The following is a 17946-nucleotide window of genomic DNA, read 5'->3' as shown; positions in this document are numbered from 1 at the left end:
TATGCGCCGGATATTATCCGTATTACTCGAAAATGAATCAGGCGCGTTATCCCGCGTGATCGGCCTCTTTTCCCAACGGGGCTATAACATTGAAAGCCTGACCGTTGCGCCAACCGACGATCCGACATTATCGCGTATGACTATCCAGACCGTGGGCGATGAAAAAGTGTTGGAGCAGATTGAAAAGCAATTACACAAGCTGGTCGATGTGCTGCGTGTTAGCGAACTGGGGCAGGGGGCGCATGTTGAGCGGGAAATCATGCTGGTGAAAATTCAGGCCAGTGGCTACGGACGTGACGAAGTGAAGCGCAATACGGAAATATTCCGTGGGCAAATCATTGATGTCACGCCATCGCTTTATACCGTTCAATTGGCGGGAACCAGCGATAAGCTTGATGCATTTTTAGCATCGATTCGCGATGTGGCGAAAATTGTGGAGGTCGCTCGTTCCGGTGTAGTAGGACTTTCGCGCGGCGATAAAATAATGCGTTGAGAATGATCTCAATGCGCAATTTACAGCCCAACATGTCACGTTGGGCTTTTTTTGCGAATTCAGTGGGAACCTGGAATAAAAGCAGTTGCCGCAGTTAATTTTCTGCGCTTAGATGTTAATGAATTTAACCCATGCCAGTACAATGGGTATGGTTTTTACATTTTACTCAAGGGGCAATTGTGAAACTGGATGAAATCGCTCGGCTGGCGGGAGTGTCGCGGACCACTGCAAGCTATGTTATTAACGGCAAAGCGAAGCAATACCGTGTGAGCGACAAAACCGTTGAAAAAGTCATGGCAGTGGTGCGTGAGCACAATTACCACCCAAATGCCGTGGCTGCTGGGCTTCGTGCTGGACGCACACGTTCGATTGGTCTTGTGATCCCCGATCTGGAGAACACAAGTTACACCCGTATCGCTAACTATCTTGAACGCCAGGCACGGCAACGGGGTTATCAACTGCTGATTGCCTGCTCAGAAGATCAGCCAGACAACGAAATGCGCTGTATTGAGCATCTTTTGCAGCGTCAGGTCGATGCCATCATTGTTTCGACGTCGCTGCCGCCGGAGCATCCTTTTTATCAACGCTGGGCTAACGACCCGTTCCCGATTGTCGCGCTGGATCGCGCCCTCGATCGTGAACACTTCACCAGCGTGGTTGGTGCCGACCAGGATGATGCAGAAATGCTGGCCGAAGAGTTACGTAAGTTTCCTGCTGAGACGGTGCTTTATCTTGGCGCGTTGCCGGAGCTTTCTGTCAGCTTCCTGCGCGAGCAGGGTTTCCGTACCGCCTGGAAAGATGATCCACGCGAAGTGCATTTCCTTTATGCCAACAGTTATGAGCGAGAAACCGCTGCCCAGTTGTTCGAAAAATGGCTGGAAACGCATCCGATGCCGCAGGCGCTGTTCACCACCTCATTTGCGTTGTTGCAAGGCGTTATGGATGTCACGCTGCGCCGCGATGGCAAACTGCCTTCTGATTTGGCAATTGCGACCTTTGGTGACAACGAATTGCTCGACTTCTTACAGTGTCCGGTACTGGCGGTAGCCCAGCGTCATCGCGATGTTGCGGAACGCGTACTGGAGATTGTGCTCGCCAGTCTGGACGAGCCGCGCAAACCAAAACCAGGCTTAACACGCATTAAACGTAATCTCTATCGTCGTGGTGTACTAAGCCGTAGATAAACATTACGAAAAGATGCGCCAGTGGATTTTACCTCTGGCGCATTGAGTACGTAATTGGACATCGATATCCATAATGTAAATAAGACTATTCTGGACAATTATCCATAAGCCCTCCTGAATATCCTGCCAATTAACTCCATTCGCTGCGCTGAATGATAATTAACTCGTAACGGTAGATTGCAATTGCATTATTTTGTTACAAGCAAATCGGCAATTGCCGATTAAACAAACACTTTTCTAAACTTTTGTCCAAAGTCGCTGGCATCAGGCATGGCGCACGTGCAACAGGGACTGTTATCCGGGGGAGATATGTCCTAAAATGCCGCTCGCGTCGCAAACTGACACTTTATATTTCCATTAAGGAAAATCGAGTCGTTTTTAAAACGGTAATGATGAATGGGATTTTTTCTTACAACTATTCATGACGTTAATTTGCTTCGTTTGTTGGGCGATTTTTAAACAATGCAGATATTAGCCGTAAACATTGGGTTTTTTGCTTCGGTAAGGAATGTTCCTGGCTTGACAAGCTTTTCCTCCGCTCCGTAAACTCCTTTTAGTGGGAATTTGTGGGATAAAGTGGTAATCGGGGGGAGACTGGCATGTTCCGGGGAGCAACGTTAGTCAATCTCGACAGTAAAGGGCGCTTATCGGTGCCTACCCGTTATCGGGAAGAACTGCTCGGGAGCGCTGCCGGTCAAATGGTGTGTACCATTGACATTCATCACCCGTGCCTGCTGCTTTACCCCCTTCCTGAATGGGAAATTATCGAGCACAAATTATCGCGTCTTTCGAGCATGAACCCTGTTGAACGTCGTGTTCAACGCCTTCTGTTAGGGCATGCCAGTGAGTGTCAGCTGGATAGCGCAGGTCGATTATTAATCGCGCCTGTGTTGCGGCAGCATGCCGGGCTGACGAAAGAAGTGATGCTGGTCGGGCAGTTCAATAAGTTCGAACTGTGGGATGAAACGACCTGGCATCAACAGGTCAGGGAAGATATCGACGCTGAACAGTCTGTTACCGAAAACTTGTCGGAGCGACTGCAGGACTTGTCTCTATAAAATGATGGAAAACTATAAACATACCACGGTACTGCTGGACGAAGCCGTAAATGGCCTCAATATCCGTCCTGACGGTATCTACATTGATGGAACTTTTGGTCGCGGTGGTCACTCACGTCTGATTCTTTCGCAACTTGGCGAAACGGGACGCTTGTTGGCAATCGATCGCGACCCGCAGGCTATTGCCGTCGCGAAGACTATTGATGATCCGCGCTTCTCCATCATTCATGGACCTTTCTCTGCGCTGGGCGAATATGTCGCCGAACGCGATCTTATCGGCAAGATCGACGGCATTCTGCTCGATCTTGGCGTCTCTTCACCGCAACTCGATGATGCTGAACGCGGTTTTTCCTTTATGCGTGATGGCCCGTTGGACATGCGTATGGACCCGACACGCGGTCAGTCTGCCGCCGAATGGCTACAAACCGCAGAAGAATCCGATATTGCCTGGGTATTAAAAACCTATGGCGAAGAGCGTTTTGCTAAACGTATTGCACGCGCCATTGTCGAGCGTAACCGCGAACAGCCGATGACCCGCACTAAAGAACTGGCAGAAGTCGTTGCTGCCGCAACGCCGGTGAAAGACAAATTCAAACATCCCGCGACCCGTACCTTCCAGGCGGTGCGCATTTGGGTGAACAGTGAACTGGAGGAGATAGAGCAGGCGCTAAAAAGCTCGCTTAACGTGCTGGCCCCAGGTGGGCGGCTTTCGATCATCAGTTTTCATTCGCTGGAAGATCGTATTGTGAAACGCTTTATGCGTGAAAACAGTCGCGGTCCACAAGTTCCGGCAGGGTTACCGATGACTGAAGAGCAGCTCAAAAAACTGGGTGGCCGTCAGTTGCGAGCACTAGGTAAGTTGATGCCGGGCGAAGAAGAGGTGGCAGAGAACCCTCGTGCCCGTAGTTCAGTTCTGCGTATTGCAGAGAGGACGAACGCATGATCAGCAGAGTGACAGAAGCCCTCAGCAAAGTTAAAGGATCGATGGGAAGCCACGAGCGCCATGCCTTGCCTGGCGTTATCGGTGACGATCTTTTGCGGTTTGGGAAGCTGCCGCTCTGCCTGTTCATTTGCATTATTTTGACGGCGGTGACTGTGGTGACCACGGCGCACCATACCCGTTTGCTCACCGCTCAGCGCGAACAACTGGTGCTGGAGCGAGACGCTTTAGACATTGAATGGCGCAACCTCATTCTTGAAGAGAATGCGCTCGGCGACCATAGCCGGGTGGAACGGATCGCCACGGAGAAGCTGCAAATGCAGCATGTTGATCCATCACAAGAAAATATCGTAGTGCAAAAATAAGGATAAACGCGACGCATGAAAGCAGCGGCGAAAACGCAGAAACCAAAACGTCAGGAAGAACATGCCAACTTTATCAGTTGGCGTTTTGCGTTGTTATGCGGCTGTATTTTATTGGCACTGGCTTTCCTGCTGGGGCGCGTTGCCTGGTTGCAGGTAATCTCCCCGGATATGCTGGTGAAAGAGGGCGACATGCGCTCTCTTCGCGTTCAGCAAGTCTCCACCTCCCGCGGCATGATTACCGACCGTTCTGGTCGCCCGTTAGCAGTAAGTGTGCCAGTAAAAGCGATCTGGGCCGACCCGAAAGAAGTGCATGAAGCTGGCGGCATCAGCGTCGGCGACCGTTGGAAGGCGCTGGCTAACGCGCTCAATATTCCGCTGGATCAACTTTCCGCCCGCATTAATGCCAACCCGAAAGGGCGCTTTATCTATCTGGCGCGTCAGGTTAACCCTGACATGGCTGAATACATCAAAAAACTGAAGCTGCCGGGGATTCATCTGCGCGAAGAATCTCGCCGTTACTACCCGTCTGGCGAAGTGACCGCTCACCTCATTGGCTTTACCAACGTCGATAGCCAGGGGATTGAGGGTGTCGAGAAAAGTTTTGATAAATGGCTTACCGGGCAACCGGGCGAACGTATTGTGCGTAAAGACCGCTATGGCCGTGTAATCGAAGATATTTCTTCTACCGACAGCCAGGCGGCGCATAACCTGGCGTTGAGTATTGATGAACGCTTGCAGGCGCTGGTTTATCGCGAACTGAACAACGCCGTGGCCTTTAACAAGGCTGAATCCGGCAGCGCCGTGCTGGTGGATGTCAACACCGGTGAAGTGCTGGCGATGGCCAACAGCCCGTCTTACAACCCCAACAATCTGAGTGGCACGCCAAAAGAGGCGATGCGTAACCGTACCATTACCGACGTGTTTGAACCGGGTTCTACTGTTAAACCGATGGTGGTGATGACCGCGTTGCAACGTGGTGTGGTGCGGGAAAACTCGGTGCTTAATACCGTTCCTTATCGAATTAACGGCCACGAAATTAAAGACGTGGCGCGCTATAGCGAATTAACCCTGACCGGGGTATTACAGAAGTCGAGTAACGTCGGTGTTTCCAAGCTGGCGTTAGCGATGCCGTCCTCAGCGTTAGTAGATACTTACTCACGTTTTGGGTTGGGAAAAGCGACCAATTTGGGGTTGGTCGGAGAACGCAGTGGCTTATATCCTCAAAAACAACGGTGGTCTGACATAGAGAGGGCCACCTTCTCTTTCGGCTACGGGCTAATGGTAACACCGTTACAGTTAGCGCGAGTCTACGCAACCATCGGCAGCTATGGCATCTATCGCCCGCTGTCGATTACCAAGGTTGACCCCCCGGTTCCTGGTGAACGTGTCTTCCCGGAATCCATTGTCCGCACTGTGGTGCATATGATGGAAAGCGTGGCACTACCGGGCGGCGGTGGCGTGAAGGCGGCGATTAAAGGCTATCGTATCGCCATTAAAACCGGTACCGCGAAAAAGGTCGGGCCGGATGGTCGCTACATCAATAAATATATTGCTTATACCGCAGGCGTTGCGCCTGCGAGTCAGCCGCGCTTCGCGCTGGTTGTTGTTATCAACGATCCGCAGGCGGGTAAATACTACGGCGGCGCCGTTTCCGCGCCGGTCTTTGGTGCCATCATGGGCGGCGTATTGCGCACCATGAACATCGAACCGGATGCGCTGACAACGGGTGATAAAAACGAATTTGTGATTAATCAAGGCGAGGGGACAGGTGGCAGATCGTAATTTGCGCGACCTTCTTGCTCCGTGGGTGCCAAACGCACCTTCGAGAGCACTGCGAGAGATGACACTCGACAGCCGTGTGGCTGCGTCGGGCGATCTTTTTGTAGCTGTAGTAGGTCATCAGGCGGACGGGCGTCGATATATCCCGCAGGCGATAGCGCAAGGTGTGGCTGCCATTATTGCAGAGGCGAAAGATGAGGCGACCGATGGTGAAATCCGTGAAATGCACGGCGTACCGGTCATCTATCTCAGCCAGCTCAATGAGCGTTTATCAGCGCTGGCGGGCCGCTTTTACCATGAACCCTCTGACAATTTACGTCTCGTGGGCGTAACGGGTACCAACGGCAAAACCACCACTACCCAGCTTCTGGCGCAGTGGAGTCAGTTGCTTGGTGAAACCAGCGCGGTGATGGGTACCGTAGGTAACGGCCTGCTGGGTAAAGTTATTCCGACGGAAAACACGACCGGTTCGGCAGTCGACGTTCAGCATGAGCTGGCGGGGCTGGTGGATCAGGGCGCGACTTTTTGCGCAATGGAAGTTTCCTCCCATGGGCTGGTACAACACCGTGTGGCAGCATTGAAATTTGCGGCGTCGGTCTTTACCAACTTAAGCCGCGATCACCTTGATTATCACGGTGATATGGAACATTACGAAGCCGCAAAATGGCTGCTTTATTCTGAACATCATTGTGGTCAGGCGATAGTCAACGCCGATGACGAAGTAGGCCGTCGCTGGCTGGCAAAACTGCCGGATGCAGTTGCGGTGTCGATGGAAGACCATATCAATCTGAACTGTCATGGCCGCTGGTTGAAAGCGACCGACGTGAACTATCACGACAGCGGCGCAACCATTCGCTTTAGCTCAAGCTGGGGCGATGGGGAAATTGAAAGCCATCTGATGGGCGCTTTTAACGTCAGCAACCTGCTGCTCGCGCTGGCGACGCTGCTGGCACTGGGCTACCCGCTGGCTGACCTGTTAAAAACCGCCGCGCGTCTGCAACCGGTTTGCGGACGTATGGAAGTGTTTACTGCACCGGGCAAACCGACGGTGGTTGTGGATTACGCTCACACCCCGGATGCACTGGAAAAAGCTTTGCAGGCTGCACGTCTTCACTGTGCAGGCAAGCTGTGGTGCGTCTTCGGCTGTGGCGGCGATCGTGATAAAGGCAAGCGTCCACTGATGGGGGCGATTGCTGAAGAGTTTGCTGACGTGGCGGTAGTAACTGACGATAACCCGCGTACCGAAGAACCGCGCGCCATCATCAACGATATTCTGGCGGGAATGTTAGATGCCGGACATGCCAAAGTGATGGAAGGCCGCGCCGAAGCGGTGACTTGCGCCGTTATGCAGGCTAAAGAGAACGATGTGGTGCTGGTCGCGGGCAAAGGCCATGAAGATTACCAGATTGTTGGCAATCAGCGCCTGGATTACTCCGATCGCGTCACGGTGGCGCGTTTGCTGGGGGTGATCGCATGATTAGCGTAACCCTTAGCCAACTTACCGATATTCTCAACGGTGAACTAAAAGGGGCAGATATCACCCTGGATGCCGTAACCACTGACACGCGAAAACTGACGCCGGGCTGCCTGTTTGTTGCCCTGAAAGGCGAACGTTTCGATGCCCACGATTTTGCCGACCAGGCGAAAGCTGGCGGCGCGGGCGCACTACTGGTCAGCCGTCCTCTGGATATCGACCTGCCGCAGTTAATCGTTAAAGACACGCGTCTGGCATTTGGTGAACTGGCTGCATGGGTTCGCCAGCAAGTTCCGGCGCGCGTGGTTGCTCTGACAGGTTCCTCCGGTAAAACCTCCGTTAAAGAGATGACGGCGGCGATTTTAAGCCAGTGCGGCAACACGCTTTATACGGCAGGCAATCTCAACAACGACATCGGCGTGCCAATGACGCTGCTGCGCTTAACGCCGGAATACGATTACGCGGTAATTGAGCTTGGCGCGAACCATCAGGGCGAAATTGCCTGGACCGTTAGCCTGACTCGCCCGGAAGCGGCGCTGGTCAACAATCTGGCGGCGGCGCATCTGGAAGGTTTCGGTTCTTTGGCTGGCGTGGCAAAAGCGAAAGGCGAAATCTTTACCGGCCTGCCGGAAAACGGTATCGCCATTATGAACGCCGACAACAACGACTGGCTGAACTGGCAGAGCGTAATTGGCTCACGCAAAGTGTGGCGTTTCTCACCCAATGCCGCCAACAGCGATTTCACCGCCACCAATATCCATGTGACTTCGCACGGTACGGAATTTACGCTACAAACCCCAACGGGTAGCGTCGATGTTCTGCTACCGCTACCGGGGCGTCACAATATTGCGAATGCGCTGGCAGCCGCCGCGCTCTCCATGTCCGTGGGCGCAACGCTTGATGCTATCAAAGCGGGGCTGGCAAATCTGAAAGCTGTTCCAGGCCGTCTGTTCCCCATTCAACTGGCGGAAAACCAGTTGCTGCTTGACGACTCCTACAACGCCAATGTCGGTTCAATGACCGCAGCAGTCCAGGTACTGGCTGAAATGCCGGGCTACCGCGTGCTGGTGGTGGGCGATATGGCGGAACTGGGCGCTGAAAGCGAAGCCTGCCATGTACAGGTGGGCGAAGCGGCGAAGGCGGCTGGTATTGACCGCGTGTTAAGCGTGGGTAAACAAAGCCATGCTATCAGCACCGCCAGCGGCGTTGGCGAACATTTTGCTGATAAATCCGCGTTAATTGCGCGTCTTAAATCACTGATTGCAGAGCAACAGGTGATTACGATTTTAGTTAAGGGTTCACGTAGTGCCGCCATGGAAGAGGTGGTACGCGCTTTACAGGAGAATGGGACATGCTAGTTTGGCTGGCCGAACATTTGGTCAAATATTATTCCGGCTTTAACGTCTTTTCCTATCTGACGTTTCGCGCCATCGTCAGCCTGCTGACCGCGCTGTTCATCTCATTGTGGATGGGCCCGCGTATGATTGCCCATTTGCAAAAACTCTCCTTTGGTCAGGTCGTTCGTAACGATGGCCCGGAATCGCACTTTAGTAAGCGCGGTACGCCGACCATGGGCGGGATTATGATCCTGACGGCGATTGTGATCTCCGTACTGCTGTGGGCTTACCCCTCCAACCCGTACGTCTGGTGCGTACTTGTGGTGCTGGTGGGTTACGGCATCATTGGTTTTGTCGACGACTATCGCAAAGTGGTGCGTAAAGATACCAAGGGCCTGATTGCGCGCTGGAAGTATTTCTGGATGTCGGTGATCGCGCTGGGCGTCGCCTTTGCGCTGTATCTTGCCGGGAAAGACACGCCAGCAACGCAGCTGGTGGTGCCGTTCTTTAAAGATGTGATGCCGCAGCTGGGGCTGTTCTACATCCTGCTGGCTTACTTCGTCATTGTGGGTACCGGTAACGCGGTAAACCTGACCGATGGCCTCGACGGGCTGGCGATTATGCCGACCGTATTTGTCGCCGGTGGTTTTGCGCTGGTGGCGTGGGCAACCGGCAACATGAACTTTGCCAGCTACTTGCATATACCGTATCTGCGGCACGCCGGGGAACTGGTTATTGTCTGCACCGCGATAGTCGGGGCAGGGCTGGGCTTCTTGTGGTTTAACACCTATCCGGCGCAGGTCTTTATGGGCGATGTCGGTTCGCTGGCATTAGGCGGCGCGCTGGGCATTATCGCTGTGCTGCTGCGTCAGGAATTCCTGCTGGTGATTATGGGCGGTGTGTTTGTGGTTGAAACCCTGTCGGTTATTTTGCAGGTCGGTTCCTTTAAACTGCGCGGGCAACGTATTTTCCGCATGGCGCCGATTCATCACCACTATGAACTGAAAGGTTGGCCGGAACCGCGCGTCATTGTGCGCTTCTGGATTATTTCGCTGATGCTGGTCCTGATTGGTCTGGCAACGCTGAAGGTACGTTAATCATGGCTGATTACCAGGGTAAAAATGTCGTTATTATCGGCCTGGGCCTCACCGGGCTTTCCTGCGTGGATTTTTTCCTTGCTCGCGGCGTGACGCCGCGCGTTATGGATACACGTATGACACCGCCTGGCCTGGATAAATTACCCGAAGCGGTGGAACGTCACACTGGCGGTCTTAATGACGAGTGGCTGATGGCAGCCGATCTGATCGTCGCCAGCCCCGGTATTGCGCTGGCGCATCCATCTTTAAGCGCCGCTGCCGATGCCGGAATTGAAATTGTTGGCGATATCGAACTGTTCTGCCGCGAAGCGCAGGCGCCGATTGTGGCGATCACCGGTTCTAACGGCAAAAGCACTGTCACCACCTTAGTGGGCGAAATGGCGAAAGCGGCAGGTGTTAACGTCGGCGTGGGGGGTAACATTGGCCTGCCTGCGTTGATGTTGCTGGATGCCGAGTGCGAACTGTACGTGCTGGAACTATCGAGCTTCCAGCTGGAAACCACCTCCAGCTTACAGGCGGTGGCGGCGACCATTCTGAACGTGACTGAAGATCATATGGATCGCTATCCGTTTGGATTGCAGCAATATCGTGCGGCAAAACTGCGCATTTACGAAAATGCGAAAGTTTGTGTCGTCAATGCCGATGATGCCTTAACGATGCCGGTTCGCGGTGCGGATGAACGCTGCGTCAGCTTTGGCGTCAACATGGGTGACTATCACCTGAATCATCAGCAGGGCGAAACCTGGCTGCGTGTGAAAGGCGAGAAAGTGTTGAACGTGAAAGAGATGAAACTTTCCGGACAACATAACTATACCAATGCACTGGCAGCGCTGGCGCTGGCTGATGCCGCAGGGTTACCGCGCGCCAGCAGCCTGAAAGCGTTAACCACGTTTACTGGTCTGCCGCATCGTTTTGAAGTGGTGCTGGAGCATAACGGCGTGCGCTGGATTAACGATTCGAAAGCCACCAACGTCGGGAGTACAGAGGCGGCGCTGAACGGCTTGCAGGTAGATGGTACGCTGCATTTGTTGCTGGGCGGTGATGGCAAATCGGCGGATTTCAGTCCACTGGCGCGCTATCTGAATGGCGACAACGTGCGTTTGTACTGTTTTGGTCGTGATGGCGCCCAGTTAGCGGCGCTGCGCCCGGAAGTGGCAGAGCAAACCGAAACCATGGAGCAGGCGATGCTCTTGCTGGCGCCACGCGTGCAGCCAGGGGATATGGTGCTGTTGTCACCAGCCTGTGCCAGCCTCGATCAGTTCAAGAACTTTGAACAACGGGGCAATGAGTTCGCCCGTCTGGCGAAGGAGTTAGGTTGATGCGTTTATCTCTCCCTCGCCTGAAAATGCCGCGCCTGCCAGGACTCAGTATCCTGGTCTGGATCTCCACGGCGCTTAAAGGCTGGGTGATGGGCTCGCGGGAAAAAGATACCGACAGCCTGATCATGTACGATCGCACCTTGCTGTGGCTGACCTTCGGCCTCGCGGCGATCGGCTTTATCATGGTGACTTCGGCGTCAATGCCCATTGGGCAGCGCTTAACCAACGATCCGTTTTTCTTCGCGAAGCGTGATGGCGTCTATCTGATCCTGGCATTCATTCTGGCGATCATTACGCTGCGTCTGCCGATGGAGTTCTGGCAACGTTACAGCGCCACGATGCTGCTTGGATCAATCATCCTGCTGATGATCGTGCTGGTGGTAGGTAGCTCAGTTAAAGGGGCATCACGTTGGATCGATCTCGGCCTGCTGCGTATTCAGCCTGCGGAGCTGACCAAGCTGTCGCTGTTTTGTTACATCGCCAACTATCTGGTGCGCAAAGGCGACGAAGTACGTAACAACCTGCGCGGCTTCCTGAAACCGATGGGCGTAATTCTGGTGCTTGCAGTGTTACTGCTGGCACAGCCAGACCTTGGTACAGTAGTCGTATTGTTCGTCACCACACTGGCGATGCTGTTCCTGGCGGGGGCAAAATTGTGGCAGTTCATTGCCATTATCGGCATGGGGATTTCAGCGGTCGTGCTGCTGATCCTCGCCGAACCGTACCGTATCCGCCGTGTTACTGCGTTCTGGAACCCGTGGGAAGATCCCTTCGGTAGCGGCTATCAGTTAACGCAATCCCTGATGGCCTTTGGTCGTGGCGAATTGTGGGGGCAAGGTTTAGGCAATTCGGTACAAAAACTGGAGTATCTGCCAGAAGCGCACACTGACTTCATTTTCGCCATAATCGGCGAAGAACTGGGGTATATCGGTGTGGTGCTGGCGCTTTTAATGGTATTCTTCGTCGCTTTTCGCGCGATGTCGATTGGCCGTAAAGCGTTAGAAATTGACCACCGTTTTTCCGGTTTTCTCGCCTGTTCAATTGGTATCTGGTTTAGCTTCCAGGCGCTGGTTAACGTAGGCGCGGCAGCGGGGATGTTGCCAACTAAAGGTCTGACATTGCCGCTGATCAGTTACGGTGGTTCGAGCTTACTGATTATGTCGACAGCCATCATGATGCTGTTACGTATTGATTATGAAACACGTCTGGAGAAAGCGCAGGCGTTTGTACGAGGTTCTCGATGAGTGGTAAAGGGAAGCGATTAATGGTGATGGCAGGCGGTACTGGCGGGCATGTGTTCCCGGGACTGGCTGTTGCGCACCATTTAATGGCCCAGGGGTGGCAAGTTCGCTGGCTGGGTACTGCCGATCGTATGGAAGCGGACTTAGTGCCGAAGCACGGTATCGAGATCGACTTTATTCGTATTTCTGGTCTGCGCGGCAAGGGTATTAAAGCGTTGCTCGCGGCTCCGCTGCGGATCTTTAACGCCTGGCGTCAGGCGCGGGCGATTATGAAAGCTTACAAGCCCGATGTGGTGCTCGGTATGGGCGGCTATGTTTCCGGGCCTGGTGGTCTGGCAGCATGGTCGTTAGGCATTCCGGTCGTACTTCACGAACAAAACGGCATTGCTGGCTTGACCAATAAATGGCTGGCGAAAATTGCTACCAAAGTGATGCAGGCGTTTCCGGGGGCTTTCCCTGATGCCGAAGTTGTTGGTAACCCGGTGCGTACTGATGTGCTGGCGCTGCCGTTGCCACAGCAGCGTATGGCTGGCCGTGAAGGTCCGGTTCGTGTTCTGGTGGTGGGTGGTTCCCAGGGAGCGCGCATCCTTAACCAGACAATGCCGCAGGTTGCAGCAAAGCTGGGTGATTCAGTCACTATCTGGCATCAGAGCGGCAAAGGTTCGCAACAAACCGTTGAACAGGCTTATGCCGAAGCGGGGCAACCGCAGCATAAAGTGACGGAATTTATTGATGATATGGCGGCGGCCTATGCGTGGGCGGATGTCGTCGTTTGCCGCTCTGGCGCGTTGACGGTGAGTGAAATCGCTGCGGCAGGGCTACCGGCGTTGTTTGTGCCGTTTCAACATAAAGACCGCCAACAGTACTGGAATGCGCTGCCGCTGGAAAAAGCGGGCGCGGCCAAAATTATCGAGCAGCCACAGCTTACTGTGGATGCCGTCGCCAACACCCTGGCCGGGTGGTCGCGAGAAACCTTATTAACCATGGCAGAACGCGCCCGAGCTGCATCCATTCCGGATGCCACCGAGCGAGTGGCAAATGAAGTGAGTCGGGCTGCCCGGGCGTAATCGTAGCGATGCCTTTTGCATCGTATGAATTTGAGAAGTTAATGGCGTAAAGAATGAATACACAACAATTGGCAAAACTGCGTTACATCGTGCCTGAAATGCGTCGCGTTCGGCACATACACTTTGTCGGCATCGGTGGTGCCGGTATGGGCGGTATTGCCGAAGTTCTGGCCAATGAAGGGTATCAGATCAGTGGTTCCGATTTAGCGCCAAACCCAGTCACGCAACAGTTAACGAATCTGGGAGCGACGATTTACTTCAACCATCGCCCGGAAAACGTGCGTGATGCCAGTGTGGTCGTAGTTTCCAGCGCGATTTCCGCCGATAACCCGGAAATTGTTGCCGCTCATGAGGCACGTATTCCGGTTATTCGTCGTGCTGAAATGCTGGCTGAGTTAATGCGTTTTCGTCATGGTATCGCCATTGCCGGGACGCATGGCAAAACCACGACCACCGCGATGGTTTCCAGCATCTACGCAGAAGCGGGCCTCGACCCGACCTTCGTGAACGGTGGGCTGGTAAAAGCGGCGGGTGTTCATGCACGTTTAGGGCACGGTCGTTACCTGATTGCTGAAGCGGATGAAAGCGATGCGTCGTTCCTGCATCTGCAACCGATGGTAGCGATTGTCACTAATATCGAAGCCGACCATATGGATACCTACCAGGGCGACTTTGAGAATTTAAAACAGACCTTTATTAATTTTCTGCACAACTTGCCGTTTTACGGTCGTGCGGTGATGTGTGTTGACGATCCGGTAATTCGCGAATTGTTACCGCGTGTAGGCCGTCAAACCACCACTTATGGCTTCAGCGAAGATGCTGACGTGCGTGTGGAAGATTATCAGCAGATTGGCCCGCAGGGACACTTTACGCTGCTGCGTCAGGACAAAGAGCCAATGCGCGTTACACTGAATGCGCCAGGTCGTCACAATGCCCTGAATGCTGCCGCTGCCGTTGCGGTCGCCACGGAAGAGGGGATTGAAGACGAGGCTATTTTGCGTGCGCTGGAGAGTTTCCAGGGGACCGGACGCCGCTTTGATTTCCTTGGTGAATTTCCATTGGAACCCGTGAATGGTAAAAGCGGTACGGCAATGCTGGTTGATGACTATGGTCACCACCCGACCGAAGTGGACGCGACTATTAAAGCGGCGCGAGCAGGTTGGCCGGATAAAAACCTGGTGATGCTGTTTCAGCCGCACCGTTTCACCCGCACTCGCGACCTGTATGATGATTTTGCCAATGTGCTGACTCAGGTGGATACCCTGCTGATGCTGGAAGTGTATCCGGCAGGCGAAGCGCCTATTCCGGGAGCGGACAGTCGTTCGTTGTGTCGTACAATCCGTGGCCGTGGGAAAATTGATCCGATTCTGGTGCCGGACCCGGCGCAGGTGGCCGAGATGTTAGCACCAGTATTAACTGGTAACGACCTGATCCTCGTTCAGGGGGCAGGAAATATCGGAAAAATTGCCCGATCTTTAGCTGAAATCAAACTGAAGCCGCAAACTACGGAGGAAGAGCAACATGACTGATAAAATCGCGGTCCTGTTGGGCGGGACCTCCGCAGAGCGGGAAGTTTCTCTGAATTCTGGCGCGGCAGTGTTAGCTGGGCTGCGTGAAGGCGGTATTGACGCGTATCCTGTCGACCCGAAAGAAATCGACGTAACGCAACTGAAGTCGATGGGCTTTCAGAAAGTGTTTATCGCTCTGCACGGTCGCGGTGGTGAAGATGGCACGCTGCAGGGTATGCTCGAGCTGATGGGCTTGCCTTATACCGGCAGTGGAGTGATGGCATCTGCGCTTTCAATGGATAAACTACGCAGCAAACTGCTTTGGCAGGGCGCTGGTTTACCGGTAGCGCCGTGGGTAGCATTAACCCGCGCAGAGTTTGAAAAAGGCATTAGTGATAAGCAGTTAGCAGAAATTTCTGCCTTAGGTTTGCCGCTTATCGTCAAGCCGAGCCGCGAAGGTTCCAGTGTGGGAATGTCAAAAGTAGTAGCAGAAAATGCTCTGCAAGATGCATTAAGATTGGCATTTCAGCACGATGAAGAAGTATTGATTGAAAAATGGCTAAGTGGGCCGGAGTTCACGGTTGCGATACTCGGTGAAGAAATTTTACCGTCAATACGTATTCAACCCGCTGGAACCTTCTATGATTATGAGGCGAAGTATCTCTCTGATGAGACACAGTATTTCTGCCCGGCAGGTTTAGAAGTGGCTCAAGAGGCAAATTTGCAGGCATTAGTGCTGAAAGCATGGACGACTTTAGGATGCAAAGGATGGGGGCGTATAGACGTCATGCTGGACAGTGATGGACAGTTTTATCTGCTGGAAGCTAATACCTCACCGGGTATGACCAGTCACAGTCTGGTGCCGATGGCGGCACGTCAGGCGGGTATGAGCTTCTCGCAGTTGGTAGTACGAATTCTGGAACTGGCGGACTAATATGTCGCAGGCTGCTCTGAACACGCGAAACAGTGAAGAAGAGATTTCTTCTCACCGCAATAATGGAACGCGTCTGGCGGGGATCCTTTTCCTGCTGACCGTTTTAACGACAGTGTTGGTGAGCGGCTGGGTCGTGTTGGGCTGGATGGAAGATGCGCAACGCCTGCCGCTCTCAAAGCTGGTGTTGACCGGTGAGCGCCATTACACGCGTAATGACGATATCCGGCAGTCGATCCTGGCATTGGGTGAGCCAGGTACCTTTATGACCCAGGATGTAAACATCATCCAGACGCAAATTGAACAACGCCTGCCGTGGATTAAGCAGGTGAGCGTCAGAAAGCAGTGGCCTGATGAATTGAAGATTCATCTGGTTGAATATGTGCCGATTGCGCGTTGGAATGATCAGCATATGGTTGACGCCGAAGGAAACACCTTCAGCGTTCCGCCAGATCGCACCAGCAAGCAGGTGCTCCCAATGTTGTATGGTCCGGAAGGCAGCGCAAATGAAGTGTTGCAGGGTTATCGCGAAATGGGGCAGATGCTGGCAAAGGACAGATTTACTCTGAAGGAAGCGGCGATGACCGCGCGGCGTTCCTGGCAGTTGACGCTGAATAACGATATTAAGCTCAATCTTGGCCGGGGCGATACGATGAAACGTTTGGCTCGCTTTGTAGAACTTTATCCGGTTTTACAGCAGCAGGCGCAAACCGATGGCAAACGGATTAGCTACGTTGATTTGCGTTATGACTCTGGTGCAGCAGTCGGCTGGGCGCCCTTGCCACCAGAGGAATCTACTCAGCAACAAAATCAGGCACAGGCAGAACAACAATGATCAAGGCGACGGACAGAAAACTGGTAGTAGGACTGGAGATTGGTACCGCGAAGGTTGCCGCTTTAGTAGGGGAAGTTCTGCCCGACGGTATGGTCAATATCATTGGTGTGGGCAGCTGCCCATCACGTGGTATGGATAAAGGCGGGGTGAACGACCTCGAATCCGTGGTCAAGTGCGTACAGCGCGCCATTGACCAGGCAGAATTGATGGCAGATTGTCAGATCTCTTCGGTATATCTGGCGCTTTCTGGTAAGCACATCAGCTGCCAGAATGAAATTGGTATGGTGCCTATTTCTGAAGAAGAAGTGACACAAGAAGATGTAGAAAATGTCGTCCATACCGCGAAATCGGTGCGCGTGCGTGATGAACATCGTGTGCTGCATGTGATCCCGCAAGAGTATGCGATTGACTATCAGGAAGGGATCAAAAATCCGGTAGGACTTTCTGGCGTGCGTATGCAGGCAAAAGTGCACCTGATCACATGTCACAACGATATGGCAAAAAACATTGTGAAAGCCGTTGAACGTTGTGGCCTGAAAGTTGACCAACTGATATTTGCCGGACTGGCATCAAGTTATTCGGTATTGACGGAAGACGAACGAGAACTGGGCGTCTGCGTCGTCGATATCGGTGGTGGTACAATGGATATCGCCGTTTATACTGGCGGGGCATTGCGTCACACCAAGGTAATTCCTTATGCTGGCAATGTCGTGACCAGTGATATCGCTTATGCCTTTGGCACACCGCCAAGCGACGCCGAAGCGATTAAAGTTCGTCATGGCTGCGCGCTGGGTTCCATCGTCGGTAAAGACGAGAGCGTGGAAGTGCCGAGTGTAGGTGGTCGTCCGCCGCGTAGTCTGCAACGTCAGACGCTGGCGGAGGTGATTGAGCCGCGCTATACCGAGCTGCTCAACCTGGTCAACGAAGAGATATTGCAGCTGCAGGAAAAGCTTCGCCAACAAGGCGTAAAGCATCACCTGGCTGCGGGCATTGTATTAACCGGTGGCGCGGCGCAGATCGAAGGTCTTGCCGCCTGCGCTCAACGCGTGTTTCATACGCAGGTGCGTATCGGCGCGCCGCTGAATATCACCGGTTTAACGGATTACGCTCAGGAGCCGTATTATTCAACGGCAGTGGGATTGCTTCATTACGGGAAAGAGTCACATCTTAACGGTGAAGCGGAAGTTGAAAAACGTGTTACAGCATCTGTTGGCTCGTGGATCAAGCGACTCAATAGTTGGCTGCGAAAAGAATTTTAATTTTTATGAGGCCGGCGGTGATTACGGTCTCAGGCGACAGGCACATATCGGAGAGAAAC

The 17946-nt window shown here is 53.4% G+C and carries 17 protein-coding genes; all 17 read left to right on the top strand.

Features of this window, described 5'->3' with window-relative positions:
• The first annotated feature begins 1 nt into the window (after position 1).
• The 17 genes from ilvN (at position 2) to ftsA (ending at position 17887) form a co-directional block, all read left to right on the top strand.
• Positions 2–493: an acetolactate synthase small subunit gene (gene ilvN / locus AACU94_RS17545; RefSeq protein ID WP_001252744.1), complete on the top strand. Its 492-nt coding sequence runs from the start codon at positions 2–4 to the stop codon at positions 491–493.
• 11 nt (positions 494–504) lie between these two features.
• On the top strand, positions 505–591 hold the full coding sequence (locus tag AACU94_RS17540; RefSeq protein ID WP_032160836.1) for a hypothetical protein: 87 nt from the start codon (positions 505–507) through the stop codon (positions 589–591).
• 81 nt (positions 592–672) lie between these two features.
• On the top strand, positions 673–1677 hold the full coding sequence (gene cra, locus AACU94_RS17535) for a catabolite repressor/activator (RefSeq protein ID WP_064525210.1): 1005 nt from the start codon (positions 673–675) through the stop codon (positions 1675–1677).
• A 599-nt stretch (positions 1678–2276) separates the two neighbouring features.
• Positions 2277–2735: a division/cell wall cluster transcriptional repressor MraZ gene (mraZ, locus tag AACU94_RS17530; RefSeq protein WP_064525207.1), complete on the top strand. Its 459-nt coding sequence runs from the start codon at positions 2277–2279 to the stop codon at positions 2733–2735.
• Between the two features lies 1 nt (position 2736).
• The gene (gene rsmH / locus AACU94_RS17525) at positions 2737–3678 is read left to right on the top strand and encodes a 16S rRNA (cytosine(1402)-N(4))-methyltransferase RsmH (protein WP_064525204.1); all 942 of its coding nucleotides are present in this window, start codon (positions 2737–2739) and stop codon (positions 3676–3678) included.
• Positions 3675–4040, top strand: a complete 366-nt coding sequence (ftsL, locus tag AACU94_RS17520) for a cell division protein FtsL (RefSeq protein ID WP_000625658.1) — start codon at positions 3675–3677, stop codon at positions 4038–4040. Before rsmH ends, ftsL begins: the two co-directional genes overlap by 4 nt.
• A 15-nt stretch (positions 4041–4055) precedes the next feature.
• On the top strand, positions 4056–5822 hold the full coding sequence (ftsI, locus tag AACU94_RS17515; RefSeq protein ID WP_000642222.1) for a peptidoglycan glycosyltransferase FtsI: 1767 nt from the start codon (positions 4056–4058) through the stop codon (positions 5820–5822).
• Positions 5809–7296, top strand: coding sequence for a UDP-N-acetylmuramoyl-L-alanyl-D-glutamate--2,6-diaminopimelate ligase (gene murE / locus AACU94_RS17510; protein ID WP_130217418.1), 1488 nt, complete (start codon positions 5809–5811; stop codon positions 7294–7296). The genes ftsI and murE overlap by 14 nt, the downstream gene beginning before the upstream one ends.
• Positions 7293–8651: a UDP-N-acetylmuramoyl-tripeptide--D-alanyl-D-alanine ligase gene (gene murF, locus AACU94_RS17505; protein WP_130221633.1), complete on the top strand. Its 1359-nt coding sequence runs from the start codon at positions 7293–7295 to the stop codon at positions 8649–8651. Before murE ends, murF begins: the two co-directional genes overlap by 4 nt.
• Positions 8645–9727 carry a phospho-N-acetylmuramoyl-pentapeptide-transferase gene (gene mraY, locus AACU94_RS17500; RefSeq protein WP_000964122.1) on the top strand — a complete coding sequence of 361 codons (1083 nt, stop codon included), beginning with the start codon at positions 8645–8647 and terminating at the stop codon, positions 9725–9727. Before murF ends, mraY begins: the two co-directional genes overlap by 7 nt.
• 2 nt (positions 9728–9729) lie before the next feature.
• Positions 9730–11046 (top strand): UDP-N-acetylmuramoyl-L-alanine--D-glutamate ligase, encoded by a 1317-nt coding sequence (gene murD, locus AACU94_RS17495; RefSeq protein ID WP_130217414.1) that lies wholly within the window; start codon positions 9730–9732, stop codon positions 11044–11046.
• Positions 11046–12290 carry a cell division protein FtsW gene (ftsW, locus tag AACU94_RS17490; RefSeq protein WP_130204918.1) on the top strand — a complete coding sequence of 415 codons (1245 nt, stop codon included), beginning with the start codon at positions 11046–11048 and terminating at the stop codon, positions 12288–12290. The genes murD and ftsW overlap by 1 nt, the downstream gene beginning before the upstream one ends.
• Positions 12287–13354, top strand: a complete 1068-nt coding sequence (murG, locus tag AACU94_RS17485; protein ID WP_130204920.1) for an undecaprenyldiphospho-muramoylpentapeptide beta-N-acetylglucosaminyltransferase — start codon at positions 12287–12289, stop codon at positions 13352–13354. Before ftsW ends, murG begins: the two co-directional genes overlap by 4 nt.
• A 53-nt stretch (positions 13355–13407) precedes the next feature.
• A complete protein-coding gene (gene murC, locus AACU94_RS17480) occupies positions 13408–14883 on the top strand; it encodes a UDP-N-acetylmuramate--L-alanine ligase (RefSeq protein ID WP_130217412.1) in 1476 nt (491 codons plus the stop codon).
• A complete protein-coding gene (gene ddlB, locus AACU94_RS17475; RefSeq protein WP_130204924.1) occupies positions 14876–15796 on the top strand; it encodes a D-alanine--D-alanine ligase in 921 nt (306 codons plus the stop codon). Before murC ends, ddlB begins: the two co-directional genes overlap by 8 nt.
• A gap of 1 nt (position 15797) precedes the next feature.
• Complete coding sequence (gene ftsQ, locus AACU94_RS17470; protein WP_000075731.1) at positions 15798–16628, top strand: cell division protein FtsQ; 831 nt, start codon at positions 15798–15800, stop codon at positions 16626–16628.
• Positions 16625–17887: a cell division protein FtsA gene (gene ftsA, locus AACU94_RS17465; protein ID WP_000588474.1), complete on the top strand. Its 1263-nt coding sequence runs from the start codon at positions 16625–16627 to the stop codon at positions 17885–17887. Before ftsQ ends, ftsA begins: the two co-directional genes overlap by 4 nt.
• Positions 17888–17946 lie beyond the last annotated feature (59 nt).

It is taken from the genome of Escherichia sp. E4702 (genome assembly GCF_963883545.1).
Lineage (GTDB): Bacteria > Pseudomonadota > Gammaproteobacteria > Enterobacterales > Enterobacteriaceae > Escherichia.
Note: the sequence above shows the minus strand (reverse complement) of the source record. Positions and strands in the feature narration are given on the sequence as shown.

What these genes read in the sequence shown, in the direction of transcription:
- murG (WP_130204920.1), top strand. Translation starts at nt 12,287, where the DNA reads ATGAGTGGTAAAGGGAAGCGATTAATGGTGATGGCAGGCGGTACTGGC.
- mraY (WP_000964122.1), top strand. Translation starts at nt 8,645, where the DNA reads ATGCTAGTTTGGCTGGCCGAACATTTGGTCAAATATTATTCCGGCTTT.
- ilvN (WP_001252744.1), top strand. Translation starts at nt 2, where the DNA reads ATGCGCCGGATATTATCCGTATTACTCGAAAATGAATCAGGCGCGTTA.
- murC (WP_130217412.1), top strand. Translation starts at nt 13,408, where the DNA reads ATGAATACACAACAATTGGCAAAACTGCGTTACATCGTGCCTGAAATG.
- ftsI (WP_000642222.1), top strand. Translation starts at nt 4,056, where the DNA reads ATGAAAGCAGCGGCGAAAACGCAGAAACCAAAACGTCAGGAAGAACAT.
- ddlB (WP_130204924.1), top strand. Translation starts at nt 14,876, where the DNA reads ATGACTGATAAAATCGCGGTCCTGTTGGGCGGGACCTCCGCAGAGCGG.
- murD (WP_130217414.1), top strand. Translation starts at nt 9,730, where the DNA reads ATGGCTGATTACCAGGGTAAAAATGTCGTTATTATCGGCCTGGGCCTC.
- rsmH (WP_064525204.1), top strand. Translation starts at nt 2,737, where the DNA reads ATGATGGAAAACTATAAACATACCACGGTACTGCTGGACGAAGCCGTA.
- AACU94_RS17540 (WP_032160836.1), top strand. Translation starts at nt 505, where the DNA reads ATGCGCAATTTACAGCCCAACATGTCACGTTGGGCTTTTTTTGCGAAT.
- ftsL (WP_000625658.1), top strand. Translation starts at nt 3,675, where the DNA reads ATGATCAGCAGAGTGACAGAAGCCCTCAGCAAAGTTAAAGGATCGATG.
- ftsA (WP_000588474.1), top strand. Translation starts at nt 16,625, where the DNA reads ATGATCAAGGCGACGGACAGAAAACTGGTAGTAGGACTGGAGATTGGT.
- ftsW (WP_130204918.1), top strand. Translation starts at nt 11,046, where the DNA reads ATGCGTTTATCTCTCCCTCGCCTGAAAATGCCGCGCCTGCCAGGACTC.
- mraZ (WP_064525207.1), top strand. Translation starts at nt 2,277, where the DNA reads ATGTTCCGGGGAGCAACGTTAGTCAATCTCGACAGTAAAGGGCGCTTA.
- murF (WP_130221633.1), top strand. Translation starts at nt 7,293, where the DNA reads ATGATTAGCGTAACCCTTAGCCAACTTACCGATATTCTCAACGGTGAA.
- ftsQ (WP_000075731.1), top strand. Translation starts at nt 15,798, where the DNA reads ATGTCGCAGGCTGCTCTGAACACGCGAAACAGTGAAGAAGAGATTTCT.